The organism is Rhodovulum tesquicola (assembly GCF_024128855.1).
GTDB classification, from domain to species: Bacteria; Pseudomonadota; Alphaproteobacteria; order Rhodobacterales; family Rhodobacteraceae; genus Rhodovulum; species Rhodovulum tesquicola.
The window spans coordinates 61,122-78,784 of the sequence record NZ_JAMYDV010000011.1 but is presented as its reverse complement, the minus strand read 5'-3'; the positions used below and the strand labels follow the sequence as shown (position 1 = coordinate 78,784).

Sequence of the window (17,663 nt, the reverse complement as noted above, 5' to 3'; positions counted from 1 at the left end):
AGCCGCATGCCCGATTACGACGCCCTCCGCGAGGCCATGGTCGATACCCAGGTCCGGCCCTCGGACGTGACGCGCCTGCCGATCATCGAGGCGCTTCTTGCGGTCCCGCGCGAGGAATTCGTGCCCGCGGGGCTTCGCGGCGCGGCCTATATCGGGGAAAACCTGCCCCTCGCGCCCGGCCGCACCGTGCTGGAGGCGCGCAGCTTCGCCAAGATGCTCGAGGCGGTCGCCCCGGGGCCCGGCGATCTGGTGCTGGATCTGGGCTGCGGGCTTGGCTATTCGGCCGCCGTGATCGCCCGGATGGCTGATGCGGTAATCGCGGTCGAGGAGGATGCGGCGATGGCCCGGGAGGCCGAGACGCTGCTGGCCGAGCAGGGCGTGGACAATGTCGCCGTCGAGCGCGCCGCGCTGGCCGAGGGCGCGCCGCGCCACGGCCCCTATGACGCGATCGTGATCGAGGGCGGGATCGAGCATCTGCCCGAGGCGATCCTCGACCAGCTCAAGGAGGGCGGGCGGATCGTGGCGATCTTCGTCGAGGGCAGCCTGGGCGTCGCGCGCATCGGCCGCAAGGTCGGTGGGGCGGTCAGTTGGCGCTTTCTCTTCAATGCCGGTGCGCCGGTCCTTCCGGGTTTCGCGCGCTTGCCGCAATTCCAGTTCTAGCGGGCAGGGTCCGTTCATCACCGCCGCGCCCGGGACAGAACAAGAGGCCGCGGACAACAAAGAGCGAGGCAGACATGAGCAGTTTCCTGAAAGTGCTGGGTGGCGCGGCCCTGTCGGCGGCGCTGGTTGTCGGGGGGGCGTCCGCGCGCGCCGAGACGCTGACCGACGCGCTGATCGACGCCTACAAGAATTCGCATCTGCTGGACCAGAACCGCGCGGTGCTGCGTGCCGCAGACGAGGATGTCGCCCGCGCCGTGGCGGCGCTGCGGCCGATCATCGACTTCGCGATCAACGGCCGCTACCAGGACGGCAACACCCGCAGCCCGAGCCAGGGGCAGTATTCCTCCAGCGCGCAGGCCGAACTGACCGCGCGGCTGACGCTTTATGACGGTGGCAACAACCGGCTGGCGATCGACGCGGCGCGGGAATCGGTCCTGGCCACCCGTGCGGCGCTTCTGGGGGTCGAGCAGAACGTGCTGCTCGCGGCCGTGCTGGCCTATATGGATGTCTTCGCGGCGGTCCAGAACGTGTCCCTCGCCGAGAACAACGTGCGGCTCATCTCGCAGCAATTGCGCGCCACCGAGGACCGCTTCGAGGTCGGCGAGGTGACCCGCACAGACGTTTCGCTGGCCCAGTCGCGGCTGGCGGCCTCGCGCTCGAACCTCGTGTCGGCGCAGGGCAACCTTGCCATCGCGCGCGAGGCCTACAAGCTTGCCATCGGCCGCTATCCCGGCGCGCTCAGCGGCATTCCGCGTTTTCCGGCGCTGCCCCAGAACTCCGATGCGGCCCGCGCGATCGCGGTCAAGACCCATCCCGAAATCGTTCAGGCCCAGCACAACGTCACCGTGGCCGAGTTGAACCTCGGTCGGGCCAAGGCGGCGATGCGGCCCAGTATCTCGGCGAGCGCCGGGGTGGTGGCCGAGGATGATGGCGGCGAATACGGCTCGGTCGGGCTGTCGCTGAACCAGACGATCTATCAGGGCGGCGGGCTTTACGCCGCCGAGCGTCAGGCCCGGGCCGGGGTCGAGCAGGCGCGCGCGGGGCTGTTGCAGGCCGTGCGGCTGGTCGATGAGCGGGTCGGCAACGCCTGGTCCAGCCTCGCCGTTGCCCGCGCGCAGCTTACCGCGACCGAAGAGCAGATCGCCGCCGCACAGCTTGCCTTCGAGGGCACCCGCGAGGAGGCGCGGCTGGGTGCGCGCACCACGCTTGATGTGCTCGATGCCGAGCAGGAGCTTCTCGATGCCCGCACCGCCCGGGTGCAGGCCGAGGCGAACCAGTATGTCGCGATCTACCGGGTGCTGTCCTCGATGGGTCTCCTGACGGCCCAGCATCTGGACCTGGGCATTCCGACCTACGATCCGCGCGCCTATTACAACGCGGTCTCGAACGCGCCCGCCAAGAGCATCCAGGGCAAGCAGCTCGACAAGGTTCTGGAAAGACTCGGGCGTAACTGACCGGTCCGCAGGCATTGTCTGGGGGCCACCATCCCGCTACGTTCCGGGGTAAGTTGGCAAACAAGGTCTGCGCTGGATCCATGCCGGAAAGCGTCCCCCCTCGCGACGACGAGGTGATCTCGTCGATCCGCCGGAGCGTCGGCGACGAGGCGTCGGCAGGTCCCGGCGCGCCGGGACGGCTGATCCTGACGCCTGCATTGCGGGTCGGGACGGAGGGTGGACCGGCAGAGACACCGCCTGCGCCCGTTCGCGACAAGGCGCCGCCGAGCCCCTCCATGCAGCAGCCCGCAGCCGCCGAGGCGTCGAGCCTCGAACAGAGGATCGCCGAGCTGGAAGCGGCCTTTGCCGGCTGCGACGACGAATGGGAACCCGACGGGACCGAGACGCTTGCGGCGGCCACCGGCTGGTCCAGGCCCGCCGCTGCCCCCGCGCCGCATGAGGGCAGGGCCGCCGAGACGGCATCGTCCCGCGACCCCGTGGCGGGGGCGTCCGGTCCGCTGGCGGTTCAGGACGACGAGGCCTTGCGCAAGCTGGTGGCCACGATCATCCGGCAGGAGCTTCAGGGCGATCTGGGCGAACGGATGACGAAGAACCTGCGCAAGCTTGTGCGGCGCGAGATCAACCGCGCGCTGACCACGCGCGAGACGGACTAGCGCGGGGAGGGGGCGGCCCGGTGGCGATCCCTGCCGGGCGACGAAGACGCAATCCCGCTAAACGCGAAACGCGCCCCGAAGGGCGCGCCCTGGCGTGGTCGGGACGAGGATCAGGCCGCTTCGGCCTCCTGGGCCTGGCGGCGTTCGCTTTCCTCGCGCGACAACGCGACCGATGTGCGCACGCCGCGGGCCACGAATTCCATCAGCCCGGTGACGACGCGCTCGTTCGGGTCGATCCCGGCGCAGGACAGCACCTCGCGCCCATCGCGCGAGCGCGCCCAGCGGGCGATCTGCTCGGGTCCGTTCCCGTATTTCTTGTCATCCGCGATCGCATCGTCCAGCGCGGCCAGCACCACCGCAGCGAACAGTTTTCGGGCGCGGTTGCCCTGTTCGTGATTGAAAGCGGTGCCATCAACGAAATCGGCCATCTCGTCGTCCTTTTATTCTTGCTCTTGCGTTTCGGGCGTGACGCCGAATATGACGGTTTTGCATCGATTCGGTATTTCCGTTTTCGAATACCTCTCATGCGTATAGCGCATGGCTGAGGTTGAAACCACACATGATATTGTCGCGGGGCGGCCCTCTCAACGCCAAGATATGGGGGTGCCGGTTCCGCGTTCAACCCCGTGTTAACCTTCTTGCGCCGCGCGCCGGGATCAGGCCCCGACCGTATCCAGGCATTCCTCGACCATGCCGCGATAGCCGCCGCCGAACAGCCGCAGATGCACCAGCGCGGGCCAGAGCTGATAAAGCGGGCGGCGCGCCTGCCAGCCGGGCTCCGGCGGGTCATAGGCCCCGGCAAGGTCCGCGCCCGGGCGGCCGAACAGATGCAGCATGGCCAGGTCCACCTCGGCATGGCCGTGGTAACAGGCCGGGTCGATCAGCGCGGCGCCCTGCTGCGTGAACAGCACGTTCCCGGCCCACAGATCGCCATGCAGCAAGGCGGGCGGGGGGTGGCGCGGCAAGAGGTCGGGCAGGCGCGCGGCCAGCCGCTCGACCCGTCCTGCGATGCCGACGGGCAGCGCGCCGGGCCAGGCCAGCAGCCGCCGTTCGGCCCAGAAGCCGGGCCAGTCGGGGCAGGGCGCGTTGGGGATGGCCGCCGGGCCGAAGGCATGATCCTCGTCCCAGCCATAGCCCGCGCCCCGGGCCGCGTGCAGCCGCGACAGCGCCCTGCCCAACGCGGCCCATCCGGCCGGTCCGGCCCGCGTCTCGTCGAGATGTTCCATCACCATCAGATCGCCCGCCACCGCGATCACGGCCGGGCAGGGGGCACCGGCCTGCGCCATGGCCGCCAGCATCCGCGCCTCGCGCGCGACAAGTGGCCCGGATTTCGCGACGACAACGCGCCCGTCCGTCAGTGTCGCGCGCACCACCTGCGACAGGCTTCCCCCGTGCAGCGGCACGATCCCCGCGACCGGCATGCCCAGAAGCGCGCCGATCGCGTCCCGGTCAGCCATCGTCCAGCGTGACGGTCGCCGCGCCTGCGCGCATCGGCCCCGCCGCGCGGTCGAGGCGGAGAAAGGCGATGGCCCGGCCGCCCGCCTGCGTGAACAGCACGCCCGCCGGCTTTTCGCCGGCCATCACGGGCGTGCCCACCGGCGCCGCGCCGTCGATGCGCACGGTCGCCAGCCCCTTTTTCAGCTCGGTCTTGTGCTTCATCCGGGCGGTGACTTCCTGGCCGACATAGCAGCCCTTGCGGAAATCGACGCCGTTCAGCCGCTCGAACCCGGCTTCGAGGATATAGGTGTCGTCGGGGACCAGCTCGATTCCGGTCTCGGGGATGCAATGCGCCACCCTGGTCGCGTCCCAGTCGGTCGCGCCTTCGGGACCGGGAACCGGGGAATAGGCCCGCCAGCCAAGCGCGGGATCGCGCGGGTCTGGGAAGGCGCCCGGCGGGGCCGCGCCCAGCCCCCGCAGCACATGCAGCCCGGCAGGTTCGATCCCCACCTTCGCGCGCAGCCGATACATCGACAGCCGCCGGATCAGCGCCTCGGCGATCCCGGTCTTGACGTCGATCAGGATCGCGTCCTCGGTCCCGGCAAGGAAGAAATCGGCCAGATACTTGCCCTGCGGCGTCAGCAGCGCGGCATAGACCAGCCGCCCGTCGATCTGGCGCACGTCATTGGTGACCAGCCCCTGCAGGAACGCCACCCGGTCCTCGCCGGTGATCTTCAGAACCGTCCGGTCGCTGGCGGCCTCGACCTGCATGCGTGTCTCCCTTGCTGGGTGTTCCTTCGGATATAGCGCCCGCGCTTAGCCTTCCGAGGCGAATTGCAGACGGTAGAGCCCGGCATAGAGCCCGCCCCGGGCGAGCAACTCGTCATGGGTGCCCTCTTCGGCGACGCGGCCCTTGTCCATCACCACGATCCTGTCGGCGTTGCGCACCGTGGCAAGGCGATGGGCGATCACCAGCGTCGTGCGTCCCTGCGACAGCCGCGCCAGCGCCTCCTGCACGATCCGTTCGGACTGGGAATCGAGCGCCGAGGTCGCCTCGTCCATCAGCAGGATCGGCGCATCGCGCAACAGCGCGCGGGCGATGGCGACGCGCTGGCGCTGGCCGCCCGACAGGTTCGAGCCGCGCGGCCCGGCCGGGCTGTCCAGCCCCGCGGGCAGGGCGGGCAGGAAATCGGCGATATGGGCGGCCCTGACCACCTCGGCCAGCCGCGCCTCGGACACGTCCTTGCCCAGACAGATATTCTCGCGCAGCGGTTCGTCGAACATCGGCGCCTCCTGCGTGACGACCGAGAACAGGTCGCGCAGTTCCGCCAGCGGCAGCGCATCCACCGGCACGCCGCCCACCAGAACCCGGCCGCGCTGAGGCTCGACCAGCCGGGTCAGCAGGTTGAAGACGGTGGACTTGCCCGCGCCCGACGGCCCCACCAGCGCGGTCATCTGCCCCGCCTTCGCGGTCAGCGTCAGCCCGTTCAGCGCGGGCGCATCGCCATAGGACAGGTGCACGTCGTCCAGAACGATGTCGCATTTGCCACCGGGGGCGGGCAGGGTGCGGGGGCTGGCGGGGGACAGGATCGTCGGGCGTTCCTGGAACACCGCGAAAAGCCGTTCGAGGCTGGCCAGCGCGGCCTGCCAGGCGCCCGAGACCCGGCCCAGGCGGCGCAGCGGCTCGAAGACAAGGGCGATGGCGGTGAAGAAGGCCATGAACTCGCCCACCGTCTTGTCGCCGTCGATGATCTGCATGCCGCCGAAGACCAGCACACCGGCAAAGCCGATCCCGCCCACCACGTCGATCAGCGCCGGGATGGCCGATTGCCCGGCCTCGGACCGGATCTGGACCTGCACATAGCCGTCCACCGTCCTGGCGAAGCGGACATCCTCGCGCGATTCCAGCCGGTTCAGCTTGATCGTGGTGACCCCGTGAAACGTCTCGTCCAGCCGGTTCGAGATCGAGGCGGCGGCCTCGCGCGCGGCCCGCGTGGTGCGCCGCACCCAGCGTTGCAGGATGGCGATCGGGCCGAACAGAAGCGGCACGCCCGCCAGCGCGATCAGCGTCCAGAGCCAGTCGATCGAGACCGCAACCGCGAACAGCGAGATCAGCGCCACCGCGTCCCGCCCCGCCGCGGTGAAGACCGTGTTCCAGATATTCGCCGCGGCCATGGTGTCGCCGCGCACCCGTTCGATCAGGTTGCCGGGCGGCGTCTTCTGGAACCACACGCTGTCCAGCGTCAGCATGTGCCCGACAAGGTCGCGCTGCAACGCCGCCGAAACCGAAAGGCCCACGCGCGCCATCAGCAGCCGCTGCCCGAAACCCGCGATCGCGCGGGCCAGGAACAGGACGATCACCGCCACAGCCACCAGCGGGATCGCGTCGCGGTTCCCGGCGATGAAGATGGTGTCGAACATCGGCTTGAACAGGTAGCTGAGCGCGCCCAGCGTGCCGCCCTCGATGGTCATCAGCGCCATCGCGGCGCCGATCATCCCGATATGGCGGCGCAGATAGCCGCGCCAGAGCCAGCGGATGATGGGTCGGCTGTCGTGCTGCGCGTCCATCGTTCAGCGGCCCCGGTGGCGATGCGCGCGGAACGCCGCCTCGATCGCGTCCGGGTCGTAGCGCGTCGCGATCCAGTCGCGGATCGGCATCGGGTCGGTCATCATGTCGGCCTCGCAGGCGTCGAGCATCTGGTCCAGAACGCCGCTGTCGGAGTTGCGGAAATGGATGAAACGCCAGTGCAGCATGCGCCTTGCCTCGGCAAGCGTCGCACCCTCGACATGCAGAAGATAAAGCGCCGAGGCAATCCCGGACCGGTCCGCCCCCGACTTGCAATGCATCACGAAGGGCTTCTCGATGGTCTCGAACAGGTCGAGCAGCGCCAGCAGATCGGCACGCCGTGCCATCCGGCGGGCATGCATGCGGTGGTTGACCAGCGTCAGCCCCAGCGCGCGGCAGGCCTCGGCCTCGAACAGCTGATGGCTTGCAGGTCCGTCCCGGCGCAGCGACAGCACGGTGCGGATGCCCATGTCGCGATAGCGCCGCAGCCGCCGCGCATCCGGTTGGTTCGACCGCCACGCCCCCGGCGCGAACTGGTGCAGGTTGGTCCAGAAGATGCGCAGGAAGGCATGGTCCATGATCTGGAAATGCCAGAACGCCGCAAACCGTCCGGCAGGCGTCGAGATGTCGCCGTCGAAGGCATCCCGCATCCGGCGATCGAAGGCATCGAGGCGGGTCTTGAGCTGGTCGAACATCGTCTCCCCGGCGCCCTGCGGCACGAGGTGGGGGGATATCCCGAATGGGCCTGCCTGACAAGCGAATGCCGCCCCGGCCCGGGCGTCCCCGCGCGCTCTTGCGGCGCACCGGCGCGCTGGCCTATAGAGCGGGGCGTCGAAAACAGCCGTCGAAGAGGGTTCCATGGCAGGCCATTCGAAATGGGCGAACATCCAGCACCGCAAGAACCGGCAGGACTCGGTGCGGGCCAAGCTGTTCTCCAAGCTGTCCAAGGAGATCACCGTCGCGGCCAAGATGGGCGATCCCGATCCCGACAAGAACCCCCGCCTGCGCCTCGCCGTCAAGGAGGCCAAGGCCAACTCGATGCCCAAGGACAATATCGAGCGCGCGATCAAGAAGGCGCAGGGCGGCGAGGGCGACAATTACGAGGAAATCCGCTACGAAGGCTACGGCCCGGATGGCGTGGCGGTGATCGTCGAGGCGATGACCGACAACCGCAACCGCACCGCGTCGAACGTGCGGTCGCTGTTCACCAAGCATGGCGGCAATCTCGGCGAGACCGGCTCGGTCGCCTTCATGTTCGAGCGCAAGGGCGAGATCCGCTATCCCGCCGCCGTGGGTGACGCCGATTCCGTGATGATGGCCGCGATCGAGGCCGGCGCCGAGGATGCCGAAAGCAGCGAGGACGGCCATGTGATCCTGTGCGCCGATACCGATCTGGGCGAGGTGGCCGCCGCGCTCGAGGCGCAGCTTGGCGAAAGCGAATCGACCCGGCTGATCTGGCAGCCCGGCACCACGACCGAGCTTGACCTCGAGGGCATGCAGAAGCTGATGAAGCTGGTGGATGCGCTGGAGGATGATGACGACGTGCAGCGCGTGACCACCAATTTCGAGGCCAGTGACGAGGTTCTGGCCCAGCTGTGATCCCGGCCGTTCAGCGAAAGCCCGCGATGGCCATATCCGTGGCGCTGGCGACCCGGTTCCGGCCGCCGCGCTTGGCCGCGTAGAGCGCCTGATCGGCGGTATCGAGGGCGCGTTCGAACCCGTCGTTCCGCGGCGTCTCGACCACGGCGCAGCCGAAGGACGCGGTCAGCGGCTTGCCGCCCGGCCCCTTGCCGATCTCTCCCGAGGGCCGGATCCGCAATTCCTCGGCCAGGGCATGGCGCAGGATTTCGGCCAGCGCCTCGGCGCCCGCCAGCGTGGTGTCGGGCAGCACCAGCAGGAACTCCTCCCCGCCCCAGCGCCCGGCGACATCCGACATCCGCAGCCGCGCCGACATCAGCCGCGCGGCGGTTTCCAGCACGCGGTCGCCGACCCCGTGGCCCAGCCGGTCGTTCACCGCCTTGAAATGGTCGAGGTCGCAGATCACCATCGACACCGGTCGCCCGCCACGGCGCGCGGCATGGATCGCATGGCCCGCCATCACCAGGGTTCCACGCCGGTTGGCCAGCCCCGTCAGCGGGTCGATCAGCGAGGCGCGCTGCAATTCGCGCGACAGGGCCCGGCGTTCGCGGTCCAGCCGGTCACGCATCCGGCCCGCGACCAGAACGCCGGTGCAGCAGAACAGGATCATCGCCTGGGCGTAGAACGCGTCCGCCGCACTGGGGCCGTTCGGGTCCATCCGGAAGATCACGATGGCCAGCGCGGTGGGCACGATGGCGGCCAGCGCCATCTCCATGCGCAGCACGCGGGCCAGCTTGTCGTCGCGGAACAGCGTGCGCCAGACGGGGCGCCGGGCCTGGGCGATCTGGGCGCCCAGCACCAGCGGCGTCAGGATCAGCATGGTGAAGGGCGACAACGCGCCGCGCAACTGGCCGATGCCCATGGCATAGCCCAGAAAGGCCGTCAGGCAGATCATCCCGGCGGCGCCTGCCAGAACCATGGCGGGCCATGCCGGGCGGCGGCGGCGCAACGCCAGCGCGCTGGCCAGCGCCAGGATGCCCACGGCCTCGCTGATGCCGGTGACTTCGGGATCCAGCGGCAAGCCGCGACTCAGCCAGATCAACTGCCCCAGCCCGATCATGGCCGCCAGCAGCAGAAGCGTCCGCTCGACCGGACCGCTGCGGGCAAAGGGCCGCTGCATCAGGATTGCCAGCGCCAGGGCGGCAAGGGCGACCAGTGTCAGCGGGGGAATGCCCGCCTCGCCCGGGAAGGGCCGGTGCAGCAACGGGATGTCGGCCAGAAATCCGATCGCCGGGACGGCCGCCAGAAGGAACGAGAACAGCGCCAGCGCCTGCCGCACGGCGGGGGCTGCGCGCACCATCACGAAACGTGGGGTTCCGTGCAGCAGATCGTCGTCTTCCCATGGTCCTGACGAGGGATGCCAGGTTTCTCTCATCGTGGTCTCCGTCGTCTTCGGCATCCGGCCGCCGGTCTCATCATGGCAAACAAGAGGTTAAAGGGACGTTGACGCAGCCTGCGTTGCACCGGCCCCCGATCGCCGGGCCTTGCGTCCCGCGCCTGCCTGGGGTGAAGTCGCGCCATGGCTCGGGGCGCGGACGCATCCGGGGGGCAGCGGCCCCTCGCGGGGATCCTCTGGATGCTGTTGACCGGCGCGAATTTCGTGGCGGTCACGGCCCTGGTCAAGCATGTCGGCGATGCCGTGCCCGCGCCTCAGGCGGCGTTCCTGCGCTATCTGCTGGGGCTGGTCTTTCTCGCGCCGATGCTGGGGCCGCTGCTGCGCGCGGGGATCGACCGGCGCGGGCTGGCGCAGTATTCGGTGAGGGGGCTTGTGCACGCGCTGGGCGTGATCTGCTGGTTCTACGCCATGACCCGAATCCCGATCGCCGAGGTCACGGCGATGAACTATCTCAACCCGGTCTATGTCACGATCGGCGCCGCGCTGGTCTTCGGCGAGCGGTTGGCGCTGCGCCGGATCCTCGCCATCGCGGTGGCCTTTGCGGGCGTTCTGGTGATCCTGCGCCCGGGGTTTCGCGAACTGTCGGACGGCCATCTGGCGATGATCTTCACCGCGCTGTTCTTCGGTGCCTCCTATCTGATGGCCAAGCGGCTGAGCGAGCGCGACTCGGCGGCCGTCGTCGTGGCGATGCTCTCGCTCACGGTGACGCTGGCGCTGGCGCCCCTCGCGCTGGCGGTCTGGGTGACGCCGACGCTGTCGCAACTGTTCTGGCTGTTCCTCGTCGCTTTCTTCGCGACCGCCGGGCATTACTCGATGACCATGGCCTTCCGCGCTGCGCCGCTGGCGGTGACCCAGCCGGTCACCTTCCTGCAACTGGTCTGGGCCACGCTGCTGGGCTGGCTGGTCTTCGACGAGGCGGCGGATGGCTGGGTGATCCTTGGCGGCGCGATGATCGTGGCGGCGGTGGTTTTCATCTCCTGGCGCGAGGCGACGCTGAAACGCCGCGTCACCACCCCGCCGCCCGAGGCCACCAAGCTGTGACGCCACCTTGCCGAGCAACGCCTTTCGCCTAGCTTCCCGGCATGGCCGACGAACTGACCCTCGATATCCGCACGGGCCTGCCCGACGCGCTGCGCGTGCTGCTGGACGAGCACCCGCGCGATCTGTGGGACAGCCATGTCCGCTTTGACGGGCTGACCCGGTTCTGGCTGGAACGCCACCTGATGTTCCGCGCGCTGATCGACCGGATCGGGGCCGAAAGCCGGTCCATCGTCGAGCGCAGCGCCGAGCCCGGACAGGCGGTGCGCAACACGGCCCGCTATGCGCAATTGCTGCTGGACGAGTTGCACGGGCATCACCAGATCGAGGATCTGCACTATTTCCCCCGCCTTCTGGCCGCAGAACCGCGGCTGGTGCGGGGCTTCGACATCCTGGACGGCGACCATCACGCGCTGGACGGGCAGCTTGCGGCGCTGGCGGGCGCGGTCAACGGGCTGATCCGGGCCACGCCTGCCGACCAACGCGACCGGGCCGGGGCGCTCGGGACGACGCTGGCGGGGTTCGGCCGGTTTCTGGACCGGCACTTGGTCGACGAGGAGGATCTGGTGGTGCCCATCCTTCTGAAACATGGCGAGGCGCTTGGCCTCTGAAAAGGCCCGGGTTTGATCGGGGTCAAGGACAGCCCGCGCGCGGGCTTCCTAGGGTCGGTGCGACCCAAGGGACAGATGGAGCCGGAAATGACCAACACGCCGCACGAGCTTGCCGAGGAATTTCCCGACAAGGCGGAGCTGATCCACGCGCTCAAGGCGAAGGATGCCCATTTCGCGCGCCTCTTCGACGAATATCACCAGATCAACGGCGCGGTGCACCGGGCCGAGACCGATATCGAACCGACCGACGATTTTCACCTGAGCGAGATGCGCAAGACGCGGATGACGCTGAAGGACGAGATCGCCCGCATCCTGCGCACCGCGGCGGCCTGAGCCGCAGACCTACCCCGTGGCGGCCTCGCCCTGCGTTTCCGCGGCGGGGCCTTCCACCTCGGCGGCGAATGTGTCGAAGAACTGGTCGGCCAGCCGCCGCGCCGTGCCGTGGATCAACCGAGAGCCTAGCTGCGCGAGCTTGCCGCCGACCTCGGCATGGACGTCATAGATCAGTTCCGTCCCGCCGCCCTCGGCATCTTCCAGCCGCACATCCGCGCGACCCTTGGCAAAGCCGGCAACACCGCCCTTGCCTTCGCCGAGGATGGTATAGCTTTGCCGCTCGATCAGATCCGAGACCTTGACCGCGCCGCGAAAGGTCGCCTTGACCGGGCCGACCTTCTGGGTGACGACCGCCTCGAACCCGTCCTCGATGCTGCCCTCAAGCTCCTGGCATCCGGGGATGCAGGCCTTCAACGTGTCCGGATCGGTCAGGCGCTCCCACACCGCCGCCCGGTCGGCCGCGATGACGCGGCTGCCCGTGAGTTCCATGGATTCCTCCCTGTTCTTCCCATCTTCATTTACGGGCCGAACCGGGCAGACGTCAAAACCTATTCCGCGACCTCGTAGGGCAGCAGGCCGCGCCGGTCGGGATCGACGCTGAGGCGGCGTTCCAGCGGGGGCACCGCGCGCTGGTGGCAATTGCGGCGTTCGCAGATGCGGCAGGAAATCCCGATCGGCTCGAAACCGGCGGCGTTGGTCAGGTCCAGATCGTCGGCATAGACCAGCCGGTCGGCATGCCGGATCTCGCAGCCCAGCCCGATGGCGAAACGGCGCACCGGCGCCCCCCAGGCACCGCCCGGCTTGGTCACGTCGCGCGCAAGGCTCAGATAGCGCACGCCGTCCGGGGTCTCGGCCAGTTGCCTCAGGAACCGGCCCGGCGTCTCGAAGGCGCGATAGACGTTCCACAGGGGGCAGGCCCCGCCGAAGCGCGCGAATTGCAACCGCGTCGCGGAATGGCGCTTGGTGATCGTGCCCGCCTGATCGACACGGACAAAGAAGAAGGGCAGCCCCTTGGCGCCCGGCCGTTGCAGGGTGGAGAGCCTGTGCGCCACCTGCTCGACCGAGGCGCCGAAACGGTCGGCCAGAAGTTCCAGGTCATGGCGGGTTTCCTGCGCGGCCGCGAGGAAGCGCCCATAGGGCAATAGGGCCGCGCCCGCGAAATAGTTCGCCATCCCGATCCGGGCGATGTCGCGCGCCTCGGGGGTCTGGAACCGGGCCAGATCCAGCGTTGCCTCCAGAAGCGGGGATTGCGTGAGAAGGGCAAGCTGATGCAGCAACTGGAACCGCCGGGTCGGACCGTGAAGGCGGGCCGAAAGGGTCAGCGTGCGGGTGCTCTTGTCGAAGTGACGCAGGCCCGGAATATCCGCGGCCCGCAACGTGATGCCGGCCGATTCCAGCGCGTGCTCGGCGCGGCGCTCGGGATCGTCGGGGCCAGCCCCGGCGCGGGAAAACCGTTCGGCGGCGTGATCGACCGCGTCGATGTAATTGTCGCAATAGTGGAAGAAGTCCCGCACCTCTTCCCAGGGCGACGGCCGCAGCCCTGCATCCCCGCGCCCCAGCGCCTCGTCCAGCGAGGCCAGCCGCTCGTGGCTCTGGCGATAGGCCCGGTGCAGTTCCAGGAACGCCCGCGCAAGCGCCGGGGCGTTCGAGGCCGCCAGCCGCAGATCCGCCAGCGGAGGCGCCAGCCCGCCAAAGACCGGATCGGCCACGGCCTCGCGCATGTCCGACACCAGCCGCTCGGCATCGCCCGACGAAAGCTCGGTGACATCGAAGCCGAATTCCGAGGCCAGCGCCAGCAGTACCGTGGACGAGACGGGGCGGTTGTTGTTCTCCATCTGGTTCAGATAGGGCAGCGAGATGCCCAGCCGCGCCGCGAAATCCTTCTGGGTCAGCCCCAGCCGCGTGCGCGTCTCGCGCAGTTTCGCGCCGGCGTAAAGCTTGCGATCGGTCATCGGGGATGCCCCTGCGATTAGCGGATTAGCGATGAGCCCAACTAACCTTTGCAAAGTCTGCGTGCAAGCCGGGTGTCACCCGCGCGGCGGCCTTGGCGCGCCCGGCGGCCCCTCCAGCCGGTCGATCCGGCGGACGTAAAGCACCGCGGCAACGGCCATCAGCGAGGTCGCCAGCATGATCGCCAGCAAGGGCCAGGCTCCGCGCCCCGGCACCAGCAGCGCGCCCGCCAGCGCCGACAGCCCCGCACCGCCCCCGATCATGATCGCGCCGCCCAGCCCGCTGGCCGTCCCCGCCAGATGCGGCCTCACAGACAGCATCCCCGCGGTCGCGTTCGGCAGCGTCATGCCGTTGCCCAGCCCGACCAGCGCCATCACCCCGAAAAATGCCAGCGGATGCGCCAGCCCCAGCCCGATCAGCGCCATCGAGATCACCGGCGCCGCCCCCGCGACCAGCGTGCCATAAAGGATCATGCCGTTGATCCCCACCCGCACCGAGAGGCGCCCGGCCAGGTAGTTTCCGCCCATATAGCCCAGCGCGATGATGCCGAAATACAGGCCCAGCGCCGCCGGGCTGAGGCCGAACACCTCGGACCCGACGAAGGGCGCGCCGCCCAGATAGGCGAAGAACGCCCCCGAGGCGAAGCCTGCGGCCAGCGCATAGCCCCAGAACCGGCGCGAGCGGAACAGTTCGGGATATTCGCGGAACTGCCCCAGCAGGCTGACCTCGCGCGGGCGCGCGGTCTCGCCCAGGTCGGCCCAGGTCAGCGCCAGCACCGCAAGTCCCGCGACCAGCAGCATCGCGAAGCTTGCCTGCCAGCCGAAGACCTGGTCCAGCACCCCGCCGATGGCCGGCCCGATCATCGGCACCAGCGCCATGCCCATCGTGACATAGCCGATCATCGAGGCGGCCTGCGCGTCGTCCACCATGTCGCGCACCACCGCGCGCGACAGCACCATGCCGGTCACGATCACCGCCTGCGCCATGCGGAAGGCCAGGAACAGGCCCGCATTGGGGGCCAGGATGCAGCCCAGCGTCGCGACCAGGAACAGCATGATCGAGACCAGCAGAACCGGGCGCCGCCCGTAGCGGTCGGAAATCGGCCCGATCGCCAGTTGCAGCACCGCGTTCATGCCGAGATACAGCGCCACGGACAGCTGCATCAGGCGGTAATCCGTGCCGAAATGCGCGGTCATGTTGGGCAGCGACGGCAGGAAGATGTTCATCGACAGCGCCGACAGCCCCGCAAGCAGGACCAGCGTCAGGATATGCGGTGGGGTCGTCCGGTCGAGAAGCCGGATCTCTGGTCGTGTCGGCATGTTCTCGGCTTACGGCGTGCCGCGTGATTAGTCCATCCGGTCAAATCCGGCCTGTGGCGGCGTATCTCCGGGCCTGAGGAAGTTAGCGGATTTACAATTAGCAAGCGGACATCTTCCAAAACTTTGCAAATATTCCGAAAGGTTCTTTTATGTCGTGTCCGCCCCCGATAGGTTGCCGCAAATTTCCGCAAGGGGCCAGCGCCGATGAAAGACATCCTGAACGAGCTCGAACGCCGCCGCGACATCGCCCGCATGGGGGGCGGAGAGAAACGCGTCGCGGCCCAGCACCAGAAGGGCAAGCTGACCGCGCGCGAGCGGATCGACCTGTTGCTGGACGAGGGCTCGTTCGAGGAATTCGACATGTTCGTGGCCCATCGCTGCACCGATTTCGGGATGGAGGAGAACCGCCCCTATGGCGATGGCGTCATCACCGGCTGGGGCACGATCAATGGCCGGCAGGTCTATGTCTTTTCGCAGGACTTCACCGTGCTGGGCGGGTCGGTCTCGGCCACCCATGCCCAGAAGATCTGCAAGATCATGGACATGGCGATGCAGAACGGCGCCCCGGTGATCGGCATCAACGACTCGGGCGGGGCGCGCATCCAGGAGGGCGTGGACAGCCTTGCGGGCTATGGCGAGGTGTTCCAGCGCAACATCGAGGCAAGCGGCGTGGTGCCCCAGATCAGCGTCATCATGGGCCCCTGCGCGGGCGGTGCGGTCTACTCGCCGGCGATGACCGATTTCATCTTCATGGTGCGGGATTCGTCCTACATGTTCGTCACCGGCCCCGACGTGGTGAAGACCGTCACCAACGAGGTGGTCACCGCCGAGGAACTGGGCGGTGCATCCACCCACACCCGGAAAAGCTCGGTCGCCGATGGCGCCTTCGAGAACGATGTCGAGGCACTTTACGAGGTGCGGCGTCTGGTCGATTTCCTGCCGCTGAACAACCGCTCGGTCCCGCCCGTGCGCCCCTTCTTCGACAACCCCGAGCGGGTGGATCCCAGCCTCGACACGCTGATCCCCGACAACCCCAACGTGCCCTATGACATGAAGGAACTGATCCTGAAGGTCGCGGACGAGGGCGATTTCTACGAGATCCAGGAGGATTTCGCCAAGAACATCATCACCGGCTTCATCCGTCTGGAGGGCCGCACCGTGGGCGTGGTGGCGAACCAGCCGATGGTTCTGGCGGGGGTTCTGGACATCGACAGCGCGCGCAAGGCCGCGCGCTTCGTGCGGTTCTGCGACTGTTTCGAGATCCCGATCCTGACCTTCGTCGACGTGCCCGGCTTCCTGCCCGGCACCAAGCAGGAATATGACGGCGTCATCAAGCATGGCGCGAAACTGCTGTTCGCCTATGGCGAGGCGACGGTGCCGAAAGTGACCGTCATCACCCGCAAGGCCTATGGCGGGGCCTATGTGGTGATGAGTTCCAAGCATCTGCGCGGCGATATCAACTACGCCTGGCCGACCTCGGAAATCGCGGTGATGGGCGCCAAGGGCGCGACCGAGATCCTCTATCGCTCGGAACTGGGTGACGCCGACAAGATCGCCAAGCGCACGGCCGATTACGAGGACCGCTTTGCCAATCCTTTCGTGGCGGCCGAGCGGGGCTTCATCGACGAGGTGATCCAGCCCCGCTCCACCCGCCGCCGCGTCTGCCGGGCCTTCGCCGCGCTGCGCAACAAGAAGCGCCCGATGCCCTGGAAGAAGCACGACAACATCCCGCTGTGATCCCAGGTCGGGTCGGCGCATCGCGTGTCGGCCCGTGACGGAGGTGGTCCGATGCCCGAGCCTGCCCTTCCCCGAGGCGCCCGCCCGCCCGCCCGACGCGCCGGGCGCCGGGTGGCCCTTGCGCTTGCGCTTGTCCCCGGCGCCCTCGCCGCGCAAGAGGTGATCGACGTGCCCTCGGGCCAGCCCGTCACGCTTTACGAGACCATCACCGGCGAGGCGGAAACCGGGGGGATGGCCGTCCGCTTCCGCTTTCTCGCCCCGCAGATCGCCCGCGACGGCGGCACCATGCCGTTCGAACTGGCCGCGGGCGACATCGAGTTTCTCTGCGACAGCTACGCCTTGCCGCGTCTGTCCGACACCGGCCCCGAGCTTGCCCAGATCGTCATCACGCTGATGGATCGCCCCGTTCCCTTCGGTCAGGCAGACCCCGAGGCCACCCAGTTCTTCGAGGCGTTCCGCCCCGAGGACGGACGCTGCGTGTGGGAGGGTTTCTGACGATGAAGCAACATCTTGCACGCCGAGTCCCGATTTGGCGGATAGCTGCGCCTTTTGAGTCACAGGTGGCAGTTTCGCGGCGCATCCCATGTGCAAAGCGTTGTGATTGGTCTATGATTCGAGTGGGTCCCGGAATTGTGACCTTCAACGTGATCGTGGCCGACCTGGTGTCGGCCCCTGCAAGAAAATGGAGTTCTGGATGTCCAAGAGCATCAAGGCCCTTATGGCGCTGTCCCTCGTGGCCTTCGTCGCGGCCTGCGCCCAACAGGAAGAAGTCGTCTACGTCGAGCCCGAGCCCGTCGTCGGCGAGCCGAAGTACACCAAGTACTGATACGGGCGCGGGGCGGGCCTGGCCCGCCCCGACACCCTCCGCGTC

The 17,663-nt window shown here is 68.4% G+C and carries 19 protein-coding genes; 10 read left to right on the top strand and 9 right to left on the bottom strand.

Annotated elements, in window-relative coordinates:
- Positions 1 to 6: 6 nt before the first annotated feature.
- From NHN26_RS11170 to NHN26_RS11160, 3 genes are all read left to right on the top strand, one after another.
- Complete coding sequence (locus tag NHN26_RS11170; protein ID WP_253089559.1) at positions 7 to 660, top strand: protein-L-isoaspartate O-methyltransferase family protein; 654 nt, start codon at positions 7 to 9, stop codon at positions 658 to 660.
- 74 nt (positions 661 to 734) lie between these two features.
- Positions 735 to 2,114: a TolC family outer membrane protein gene (locus NHN26_RS11165; protein ID WP_253089558.1), complete on the top strand. Its 1,380-nt coding sequence runs from the start codon at positions 735 to 737 to the stop codon at positions 2,112 to 2,114.
- Positions 2,115 to 2,194: 80 nt separating this feature from the next.
- Positions 2,195 to 2,767, top strand: a complete 573-nt coding sequence (locus NHN26_RS11160) for a hypothetical protein (protein WP_253089557.1) — start codon at positions 2,195 to 2,197, stop codon at positions 2,765 to 2,767.
- 110 nt (positions 2,768 to 2,877) lie between these two features.
- Here the strand turns inward: NHN26_RS11160 and NHN26_RS11155 are convergent, their stop codons facing one another.
- The 5 genes from NHN26_RS11155 to NHN26_RS11135 form a co-directional block, all read right to left on the bottom strand.
- Complete coding sequence (locus tag NHN26_RS11155; protein ID WP_253089556.1) at positions 2,878 to 3,195, bottom strand: DUF6280 family protein; 318 nt, start codon at positions 3,193 to 3,195, stop codon at positions 2,878 to 2,880.
- A 228-nt stretch (positions 3,196 to 3,423) separates the two neighbouring features.
- Positions 3,424 to 4,224 carry a fructosamine kinase family protein gene (locus NHN26_RS11150; RefSeq protein ID WP_253089555.1) on the bottom strand — a complete coding sequence of 267 codons (801 nt, stop codon included), beginning with the start codon at positions 4,222 to 4,224 and terminating at the stop codon, positions 3,424 to 3,426.
- A complete protein-coding gene (ygfZ, locus tag NHN26_RS11145; RefSeq protein WP_253089554.1) occupies positions 4,217 to 4,975 on the bottom strand; it encodes a CAF17-like 4Fe-4S cluster assembly/insertion protein YgfZ in 759 nt (252 codons plus the stop codon). The genes NHN26_RS11150 and ygfZ overlap by 8 nt, the downstream gene beginning before the upstream one ends.
- Before the next feature lie 45 nt (positions 4,976 to 5,020).
- Positions 5,021 to 6,772, bottom strand: coding sequence for an ABC transporter ATP-binding protein (locus tag NHN26_RS11140; protein WP_253089553.1), 1,752 nt, complete (start codon positions 6,770 to 6,772; stop codon positions 5,021 to 5,023).
- A gap of 3 nt (positions 6,773 to 6,775) precedes the next feature.
- Positions 6,776 to 7,465: a phosphatase domain-containing protein gene (locus tag NHN26_RS11135; protein WP_253089552.1), complete on the bottom strand. Its 690-nt coding sequence runs from the start codon at positions 7,463 to 7,465 to the stop codon at positions 6,776 to 6,778.
- Positions 7,466 to 7,628: 163 nt separating this feature from the next.
- Between NHN26_RS11135 and NHN26_RS11130 the strand changes: the two genes are divergently transcribed.
- A complete protein-coding gene (locus NHN26_RS11130; protein WP_253089551.1) occupies positions 7,629 to 8,369 on the top strand; it encodes a YebC/PmpR family DNA-binding transcriptional regulator in 741 nt (246 codons plus the stop codon).
- A 10-nt stretch (positions 8,370 to 8,379) separates the two neighbouring features.
- On the opposite strand, the gene NHN26_RS11125 is transcribed toward NHN26_RS11130, so the two are convergent.
- Positions 8,380 to 9,783, bottom strand: coding sequence for a GGDEF domain-containing protein (locus tag NHN26_RS11125; protein ID WP_253089550.1), 1,404 nt, complete (start codon positions 9,781 to 9,783; stop codon positions 8,380 to 8,382).
- A 144-nt stretch (positions 9,784 to 9,927) separates the two neighbouring features.
- On the opposite strand from NHN26_RS11125, the gene NHN26_RS11120 reads away from it, so the two are divergent.
- From NHN26_RS11120 to NHN26_RS11110, 3 genes are all read left to right on the top strand, one after another.
- Complete coding sequence (locus tag NHN26_RS11120) at positions 9,928 to 10,845, top strand: DMT family transporter (RefSeq protein ID WP_253089549.1); 918 nt, start codon at positions 9,928 to 9,930, stop codon at positions 10,843 to 10,845.
- Between the two features lie 41 nt (positions 10,846 to 10,886).
- Positions 10,887 to 11,453 carry a hemerythrin domain-containing protein gene (locus NHN26_RS11115; protein WP_253089548.1) on the top strand — a complete coding sequence of 189 codons (567 nt, stop codon included), beginning with the start codon at positions 10,887 to 10,889 and terminating at the stop codon, positions 11,451 to 11,453.
- 87 nt (positions 11,454 to 11,540) lie between these two features.
- Positions 11,541 to 11,786, top strand: coding sequence for an HP1242/YdcH family protein (locus NHN26_RS11110; RefSeq protein WP_253089547.1), 246 nt, complete (start codon positions 11,541 to 11,543; stop codon positions 11,784 to 11,786).
- A gap of 9 nt (positions 11,787 to 11,795) precedes the next feature.
- Here the strand turns inward: NHN26_RS11110 and NHN26_RS11105 are convergent, their stop codons facing one another.
- The 3 genes from NHN26_RS11105 to NHN26_RS11095 form a co-directional block, all read right to left on the bottom strand.
- Complete coding sequence (locus tag NHN26_RS11105; RefSeq protein WP_253089546.1) at positions 11,796 to 12,275, bottom strand: SRPBCC family protein; 480 nt, start codon at positions 12,273 to 12,275, stop codon at positions 11,796 to 11,798.
- 59 nt (positions 12,276 to 12,334) lie between these two features.
- Positions 12,335 to 13,738, bottom strand: coding sequence for a helix-turn-helix domain-containing protein (locus tag NHN26_RS11100; RefSeq protein ID WP_253089545.1), 1,404 nt, complete (start codon positions 13,736 to 13,738; stop codon positions 12,335 to 12,337).
- A gap of 75 nt (positions 13,739 to 13,813) precedes the next feature.
- The gene (locus NHN26_RS11095; RefSeq protein ID WP_253089544.1) at positions 13,814 to 15,055 is read right to left on the bottom strand and encodes a multidrug effflux MFS transporter; all 1,242 of its coding nucleotides are present in this window, start codon (positions 15,053 to 15,055) and stop codon (positions 13,814 to 13,816) included.
- A 204-nt stretch (positions 15,056 to 15,259) separates the two neighbouring features.
- Here NHN26_RS11095 and NHN26_RS11090 point away from each other — a divergent pair, with 204 nt between their 5' ends.
- The 3 genes from NHN26_RS11090 to NHN26_RS17495 all read left to right on the top strand — a co-directional run bounded on the left by NHN26_RS11090 (position 15,260) and on the right by NHN26_RS17495 (position 17,618).
- Entirely contained in the window at positions 15,260 to 16,792 is a 1,533-nt protein-coding gene (locus tag NHN26_RS11090; RefSeq protein ID WP_253089543.1) for an acyl-CoA carboxylase subunit beta, read from the top strand.
- Positions 16,793 to 16,843: 51 nt separating this feature from the next.
- Complete coding sequence (locus NHN26_RS11085) at positions 16,844 to 17,287, top strand: DUF6497 family protein (protein WP_253089542.1); 444 nt, start codon at positions 16,844 to 16,846, stop codon at positions 17,285 to 17,287.
- Positions 17,288 to 17,486: 199 nt separating this feature from the next.
- Positions 17,487 to 17,618, top strand: coding sequence for a hypothetical protein (locus tag NHN26_RS17495; protein ID WP_279388172.1), 132 nt, complete (start codon positions 17,487 to 17,489; stop codon positions 17,616 to 17,618).
- The last annotated feature ends 45 nt before the right edge of the window (positions 17,619 to 17,663 follow it).